We start from the raw sequence: 7195 nt of genomic DNA, 5'->3' as shown, positions 1-7195 counted from the left end.
ATCCTAAATAAGTTTGCCTGGACCCATACATCCGGCAGACAACAGCTAATAAGGTTTCAGCAAACCTGACTTTCGTATCCAGTTTTCAGGGCGCAAATCTTGTTGTGGAAAGTTGCCTAGTGCACTTAATACAGCTTGTTTGCAGAGGCATTTGGCGATGTCATCACCTGATCTTGCATGCGTCCCCGAACGCTGCGAGTGACAATTATTCGGGGGACAAGCGTGGCGGTGTAGCTCAGCTGGCTAGAGCGTACGGTTCATACCCGTGAGGTCGGGGGTTCGATCCCCTTCGCCGCTACCATTACCTTTCTTATCAACCCATTTTGGAGGATTAGCTCAGCTGGGAGAGCATCTGCCTTACAAGCAGAGGGTCGGCGGTTCGATCCCGTCATCCTCCACCATGAACTTTTTTATTACAATTTGGAGCTGTGGTGTAGTGGCCCAACATGCCTGCCTGTCACGCAGGAGACCGCGGGTTCGAATCCCGTCAGCTCCGCCATTTTCTCTTAAGTAAGGCTCGGTAGCTCAGTCGGTAGAGCAGAGGACTGAAAATCCTCGTGTCGGCGGTTCGATTCCGTCCCGAGCCACCACTTTATTTTTCGTCGCTACGAAAAATAGGTAATAGTATGGAGGATTAGTGAAGTGGCTAAACACGGCAGACTGTAAATCTGCTCTCTCTGAGTTCGGTGGTTCGAATCCATCATCCTCCACCAGTTTTTCTACACATCAAGAGTCATTAGCTCAGTTGGTAGAGCACCTGACTTTTAATCAGGGTGTCGTAGGTTCGAATCCTACATGACTCACCATTTTTACTCAAAACAAATACGTAACCGAGGATCTTAGAATCTTCGGTTTTTTTGATGTTACAATTACTCATAAAAGGACCATCCTAAGGAAAGCTGATGCTTTCCCAAGGGTAGTCCTTCATTTATTTTGTGCTATTGTTTATGACTGCGGAGCGACAGCTCCCGGGCAAGCTCATTTACGGTTTCGGCAAGACGAGCTTTAAGATCTTCATTCAACTCGAATACGGGCTCCTCGTTCGGGCCTTGTGTACGGTTGATTTGCGAATCGACGGCATATACGCCGCTTACGTATAGCTTGGCCCCCATGGATGCAAGCACAGGCTTTAGGGAATAGTCGATCGACAGCAAATGAGCGATCGTGCCGCCGATAAATAAAGGGGCAATGATTTTTCCGTCTAAGCCTTTTTGCGGGAGCAGATCCAGGTACGTTTTGAGCACGCCGGTATAAGACGCTTTATAAACGGGACTTGCAATGATTACGGCTTCAGCCTTCTCAACTAATGCATTTGCTTCAAGGATCGCAGGGCTGTTAAAGCGTGCATGAATAAGATCTTCAGCAGGCAGCGAGACAACCTCGATAAGGACGGTTGACAGTTTATGTATGGATAGCTGCTGCTGCACAAACTGGGTAACTCCGTTCAACCGTGATGATGCATTCGGACTTCCGGAAATAATAACGATTCTGGACATGTGCTGCACTCTCTTTCTCCTCATTCTACAGGTATGATTTGTTTCTTGTATTTTATCGATATATGGGAACAATGTATACATACGGGAGCAGAAAAAAGGAGAATCGGACATGGTATACGTTGCAGCGGCTCTGATAAGCTTTACTATTGTATTTGCAAGTGTACCCCCACTTCGGATGTTTGCGCTTCGACTTGGTTTTGTTGATCGTCCGACTTCCCGGAAAATACATAATAAGCCGATTCCTCTTATGGGTGGAGCGGCTATTTACGCTGGTTGTGTGATCGTGATGCTTTTATTCATCGGGCTTACACCGTTAACGTGGACGATCTTAACGGGTGGTTTATTACTTGTGACTATAGGCATGCTTGACGATGCCGCAAAGTCGAAGGGGAAAGACTTCCCGGTATGGCCTCGCGTTATTCTCTATTTGGGCGCCGCTTTGATCCCAGCGATATTTCATATTAAGATTGCAGGAATAACGAATCCTTTAAGTGGTTTTTTTATTCCATTTCCAGAATGGTTCTCATGGCTTGCGTCAATGCTTTGGGTGTTCGCGTTAATCAATATGATTAATTTTATAGATGGTGTCGATGGGCTTGCTTCAGGCGTAAGCACGCTTTCGGCACTTACCATGCTTATCATCTCTCTGATTAAGGGTCAGTCGGATACAGCGATTTTGGCCGTTATTTTAGCGGGAGTTTCCTTTGGTTTTCTTCTTCATAATTTTTATCCTGCAAAAATATTTATGGGAGACGCGGGCGCTACTTTCCTCGGATATACTTTAGCGGTTATTGCGGTGGACGGCGCATTCAAAAAGGCAACGGTCATAACCTTGCTTGTTCCGCTATTAGCGCTTGGATTACCCATACTGGATACAGCATACGTCATGCTGCGCAGACTTATAAGCGGTAAGGGCCTCCACCGCGCGGACAAGCTGCATACGCATCACATTTTAATGAAATGGGGACTGAATCAGGTACAAACGGTTTCATTTATGTATTTAATTGCCGCTCTGTTTGCGCTCCTATCGATCATACTTTTACTGGTGATAGGCTGAATTAGGGAGGCGCTTATGGTACAATGACGAAAAAAAGCGTTTTTCTGCATCGCAATAGGATGGCGCCAGCCGCAAACGCTTGTGGAGATTGGAGATAGAAAAATGAGCACGACAGACTGGTTGAAGACGCTGCAGCACATTTTGAACTGTCCGGTGCATGTAGTTTCGAAATCGATAGCCGAATGGGATGAGCTAGTCAAGAATGCCGATTCGACATGGCTTGGGGAACAAACGAAGGATACTCCCAGGGAAGGCCAACGCGCGGATAAAGGCGGAAAGACATGGATCGTGGCGGGCAGAGCCGATTCCATAGTGGAGCTGATTGAAATAGATCATCCTTCCTTGCAAACCTCTGAGAAAGAGCTGATTAGCTGGACGCTTCAACTGGACCGGGGACAATCCGCTCCGAAAAACACATCTGCGCTCTCCGAAACGGAAAGAAGCGCTTTAAAGCTGAGCGAGTGGATTCAGAAGCAGCTTGAATCCGATGAGCCTGCGTATTCATTACCTGATCATTTGACCGTAGGAAGCCGGCTGTATAATGATATGATTCCATTCTTACTCGTAACCGAACAGACGAATACGAAGCAAGCGACCTATTCGGATCTGGAGAAGCTTCTTCGCTCGTTTTTGTCGGAGGATGTCGTGCTTATTCCGCTTAAAAGCCAGGAGTGGCTCATTTGGGGTTCCGTCTCGCTGCTGCGGGATGAGGATGCTGATTCATTCAATGAACAGGAAGAAGAGACGCTCGAGGACAGCTTGGCGTCGATTGGTTTAGGGCTGCACGAAATGCTGGCAAGCGAATGGATTGGCGAATGCCATCTGGCGGTCGCTCATCCTACGACACCTGCCAAAGGTATGGTCGAGACGACGGTGCTGCTTCGCGAAACGGTTAATCTGGGTCGTAAATTCCATGTAGGAACAAATATTCATTTGCCTTGGATGCTGCAGCTGGAGCGATTGTTGAATGCGATTCCGGAGGCGCAGCGCTCCAAATATTTGGAGCAGTCGATGAAGCGTGCGGATCTATTCGTAGAATCGGAAATGCTAAGCACGATCGAGACTTTTTTTACACTGGATTGCAATGTTAGTGAAACGGCAAAGAAATTATACATTCATCGTAATACATTATTGTATCGGTTAGACAAGCTTAAACAAGAGACAGGGCTGGATGTTCGTCAATTTAAAGATGCAGTATTAGTGAAAATTATATTACTATTGTACAAAGTTACGAAAAGAAATTAGTTTTTTTGTAAAGTATGTGCATAGTCACAGCCTCCTGTGTGGGATAAGATATAGGCATATCGAAATTTCTTTTTAGGGGGAAAATTATCATGGCAGGCGTACGTTTAGAAGGCATTTACAAAAAATATCCGGGTACTGACAAAGCATCGGTTACTGACGTTAACTTAGATATTAAAGACAAAGAGTTTCTCGTATTGGTCGGACCATCCGGTTGCGGTAAATCGACAACTCTTCGTATGATTGCAGGTCTTGAAGAAATTTCTGAAGGCAAATTGTTTATCGGCGACCGTTTAGTAAACGACGTTGCCCCTAAAGACCGCGACATCGCGATGGTATTCCAATCCTACGCGTTGTACCCGCACATGAACGTTTATCAAAACATGGCATTCGGCCTTAAACTTCGTAAATTCAAAAAAGCAGACATCGACAAACGCGTTCGTGAAGCTGCTAAAATTCTTGATATTGAGCATTTGCTTGAGCGTAAGCCAAAAGCACTTTCCGGTGGTCAGCGTCAACGTGTCGCTCTAGGACGTGCAATCGTTCGTGAGCCGCAAGTATTCTTGATGGATGAGCCGCTTTCCAACTTGGACGCGAAGCTTCGCGGACAAATGCGTGCGGAAATCAGCAAGCTTACAAAACGTCTTGAAACAACAACAATCTATGTAACGCATGACCAAATCGAGGCTATGACAATGGGTGACCGTATCGTTGTTATGAAAGACGGTTTCATTCAACAAACGGCTTCTCCGGAAGAGCTTTACAACCACCCTGTAAACATCTTTGTAGCTGGCTTTATCGGCGCTCCATCGATGAACTTCGTTAGCGGTTCGCTTACAGAGCAAGGCGGCGCGCTTCGTTTCAAAGCAAGCGGTGTCGACGTAGTTGTTCCAGAAGGCAAAGCAGCAGTGCTGCGCTCGAAAGGCTATATCGGCAAAGAAGTTATTCTTGGTATGCGTCCAGAGGATCTTCACGAAGAGCCAGTATTCCTTGAAGCATCCCCGCAAACAATTGTGAACGCGAATGTTGAAGTTGCTGAGAATCTTGGTCACGAAATGTACCTTTACCTGAATGGTATCGGTAATGACACTGTAATTGCTCGTGTGGACGGCCGCTCCGGCGTTCGTGACGGCTCAACTGTTAAGCTTGCTCTTGATATGAACAAAGCACATTTGTTCGACAAAGAAACAGAACTTAACATTTTCGAAGGTTAAGAGATTATATAGAAGAGGACTGTCGGTTTATGCCGGCAGTCCTTTTTTTGCGGCTAAAACCGTATTGGGGTTCGTGCGTGAGACGCAGGAAACGTTGCGCTCGGCGCTTTTTTCCTTTACGATGAAGATATTAGATAAAAACAAACATACATATAGTGCAGTTGCCATATGAGGGAGGCCCTACGATGCCGAAGAAAGTGAAAGTGTCTGAGCTTATCCGACAATTTCAGCTTGAAATTGTTGCCGGAGAAGACGGACTGAAGCGTGCGATTACTGTAGATGATTTGTATCGGCCTGGACTTGAGATGGCTGGTTATTTTCATTACCACCCGAGCGAGCGGATTCAGCTTCTCGGAAGAACCGAAATATCGTTTCTGAACATGCTGGATAGCGAAGAACGGAAGGATCGCATGGTAAGGCTTTGTAATGAGGATACGCCGTGCATCATTTTGACCAGGGGCTTGGAAGCGCCGCAGGAGCTTATCGATCAAGCGAACGAAACGCAAATTCCCGTGCTGCGCAGTAACGTAGCCACGACGATTCTATCGAGCAGGATTACCGATTTCCTCGAGCATAAGCTCGCCCCTACGGCGACGATTCACGGTGTTCTGGTCGACGTATACGGTGTAGGCATGCTCATTACAGGCGGCAGCGGTATTGGTAAAAGCGAGACGGCGCTGGAGCTTGTGAAGCGCGGCCATCGGCTGGTAGCCGACGATGCGGTTGAGATTCGTCAAACGTCAGACGGTCAACTGCACGGCAGCGCGCCCGAGCTTATCCGTCACCTGCTCGAAATTCGCGGACTAGGCATCATTAATGTGATGACGTTGTTCGGAGCGGGAGCGGTGCGCACGCAGAAGCGGATCGGTCTCGTCATTAAGCTTGAAAACTGGCAGCAGGACAAGCAATACGACCGCCTTGGTCTGGATGAGGAAACGACGCGCATTATCGATACCGATATTCCGCTCGTTACCGTGCCTGTCCGCCCAGGCCGCAACTTAGCGGTCATTATCGAGGTGGGCGCAATGAACTTCCGTTTGAAACGGATGGGCTACAATGCGGCGCTTCAATTCACGAATAAGCTGACGGAAACGATTGCCGACGATATGGACGATTACGATTGAACCAAAAAGGGGACATGAATAGTGAACACATTTTCGTTAAATCCCGTTGCCTTCACGCTCGGACCGATTGAGGTGCATTGGTACGGTATTATTTTGGGAACGGCTGCTTTAGTCGGTTTGCTGCTTGCCGTCCAGGAAGGGAAGAGGTTCGGGATTAAGCCGGACTTCTTCATGGACTTGCTGTTGCTTGGCGTTCCTTCCGCTATTATAGGAGCCAGGATTTATTATGTGGCGTTTAAATGGGAAGATTACAAAGGGAATCTTCTCGATGTGTTCAAGATATGGAATGGGGGCATTGCAATATACGGTGCTCTTATCGGGGCATTTATTTGCGGTTTTTTCTATTTCCGCTACAAGGGCTATAATTTCTGGCGCATCGCAGATATATGTGCACCTTCACTTCTGGCTGGACAGATGATTGGACGCTGGGGCAATTTCATGAACCAGGAGGCTTACGGCGGACCGGTCAGCGAAGATTTTTTGCGTAATACGCTGAATCTTCCTGTGTTTATCGTCGACAATATGTATATTGTCGATCAAGTAACTCAGGAGGCTGCATACCGACACCCGGCATTTTTGTATGAATCGCTCTGGAGCTTAGTCGGTATCGGAATTTTGTTCGTGCTGCGCCGTCAAAAGTTTTTGCGTGCGGGCGAGTTGGTGGCTGCTTACTTCATCTGGTATTCGATCGGCCGCTTCTTTATTGAAGCGCTGCGTACGGATAGTTTGGCATTTATGGGACCGCAGTGGTTGGCATCCTTCGTTAACGCGCTGTGGACACCAATGGAAGTCATGTTCCTTCAAGGGTACTTAGACCCGGCATATGGCAATGTACGCATTTCGCAGGTAATGGCCTTGCTGCTCATTTTAGGAGCGATCGTGCTGATTGTCGTAAGACGCAGAACTGGTCTGGCATTCGCGTATTATCATGATCCGATTGTTTCAAGCAAGCCGGAGAAAAACGATGGCGCAAATGGTGCGGTCGCGGATTTAAATGAAACAGCCGAAATCATTGAAAAGGATGAAAGCGGCAAAGGAAGAGAGTAGTATAGGAGGGAAACA

General features: G+C 47.3%; 6 protein-coding genes and 6 tRNA genes. 11 read left to right on the top strand and 1 reads right to left on the bottom strand.

The window, feature by feature from the left end; genetic code table 11:
• Positions 1 to 224 precede the first annotated feature (224 nt).
• From L1N85_RS18845 to L1N85_RS18820, 6 genes are all read left to right on the top strand, one after another.
• A tRNA-Met gene (locus L1N85_RS18845) sits at positions 225 to 301 on the top strand.
• Positions 302 to 325: 24 nt separating this feature from the next.
• Positions 326 to 401: transfer RNA gene (locus tag L1N85_RS18840), tRNA-Val, on the top strand.
• A gap of 21 nt (positions 402 to 422) precedes the next feature.
• Positions 423 to 499 (top strand) — tRNA-Asp (locus L1N85_RS18835).
• 15 nt (positions 500 to 514) lie between these two features.
• Positions 515 to 590, top strand: a tRNA-Phe gene (locus tag L1N85_RS18830).
• A 38-nt stretch (positions 591 to 628) separates the two neighbouring features.
• Positions 629 to 713 (top strand) — tRNA-Tyr (locus L1N85_RS18825).
• Between the two features lie 17 nt (positions 714 to 730).
• Positions 731 to 806 (top strand) — tRNA-Lys (locus tag L1N85_RS18820).
• 132 nt (positions 807 to 938) lie between these two features.
• Here L1N85_RS18820 and ssuE read toward each other — a convergent pair.
• On the bottom strand, positions 939 to 1496 hold the full coding sequence (gene ssuE / locus L1N85_RS18815) for an NADPH-dependent FMN reductase (protein WP_235240588.1): 558 nt from the start codon (positions 1494 to 1496) through the stop codon (positions 939 to 941).
• A 109-nt stretch (positions 1497 to 1605) separates the two neighbouring features.
• On the opposite strand from ssuE, the gene L1N85_RS18810 reads away from it, so the two are divergent.
• The 5 genes from L1N85_RS18810 to lgt all read left to right on the top strand — a co-directional run bounded on the left by L1N85_RS18810 (position 1606) and on the right by lgt (position 7180).
• Positions 1606 to 2553, top strand: coding sequence for a glycosyltransferase family 4 protein (locus tag L1N85_RS18810; RefSeq protein WP_235240587.1), 948 nt, complete (start codon positions 1606 to 1608; stop codon positions 2551 to 2553).
• Positions 2554 to 2655: 102 nt separating this feature from the next.
• A complete protein-coding gene (locus tag L1N85_RS18805; protein WP_235240586.1) occupies positions 2656 to 3798 on the top strand; it encodes a PucR family transcriptional regulator in 1143 nt (380 codons plus the stop codon).
• 89 nt (positions 3799 to 3887) lie between these two features.
• The gene (locus L1N85_RS18800) at positions 3888 to 5009 is read left to right on the top strand and encodes an ABC transporter ATP-binding protein (RefSeq protein ID WP_235240585.1); all 1122 of its coding nucleotides are present in this window, start codon (positions 3888 to 3890) and stop codon (positions 5007 to 5009) included.
• 185 nt (positions 5010 to 5194) lie between these two features.
• A complete protein-coding gene (hprK, locus tag L1N85_RS18795) occupies positions 5195 to 6133 on the top strand; it encodes an HPr(Ser) kinase/phosphatase (RefSeq protein ID WP_235240584.1) in 939 nt (312 codons plus the stop codon).
• Between the two features lie 21 nt (positions 6134 to 6154).
• Positions 6155 to 7180 (top strand): prolipoprotein diacylglyceryl transferase, encoded by a 1026-nt coding sequence (lgt, locus tag L1N85_RS18790; RefSeq protein WP_235240583.1) that lies wholly within the window; start codon positions 6155 to 6157, stop codon positions 7178 to 7180.
• Positions 7181 to 7195 lie beyond the last annotated feature (15 nt).

The sequence above is a fragment of the Paenibacillus alkaliterrae genome (assembly GCF_021532375.1).
Lineage (GTDB): Bacteria > Bacillota > Bacilli > Paenibacillales > Paenibacillaceae > Pristimantibacillus > Pristimantibacillus alkaliterrae.
The sequence above is the reverse complement of the archived record's forward strand: the minus strand, read 5'-3'. Positions and strand labels throughout refer to the sequence as shown.

Bases quoted from the DNA above. Each gene is read 5' to 3' on its own strand.
- L1N85_RS18805 (WP_235240586.1), top strand. From the start codon at position 2,656: ATGAGCACGACAGACTGGTTGAAGACGCTGCAGCACATTTTGAACTGT.
- L1N85_RS18810 (WP_235240587.1), top strand. From the start codon at position 1,606: ATGGTATACGTTGCAGCGGCTCTGATAAGCTTTACTATTGTATTTGCA.
- L1N85_RS18800 (WP_235240585.1), top strand. From the start codon at position 3,888: ATGGCAGGCGTACGTTTAGAAGGCATTTACAAAAAATATCCGGGTACT.
- hprK (WP_235240584.1), top strand. From the start codon at position 5,195: ATGCCGAAGAAAGTGAAAGTGTCTGAGCTTATCCGACAATTTCAGCTT.
- ssuE (WP_235240588.1), bottom strand. From the start codon at position 1,496: ATGTCCAGAATCGTTATTATTTCCGGAAGTCCGAATGCATCATCACGG.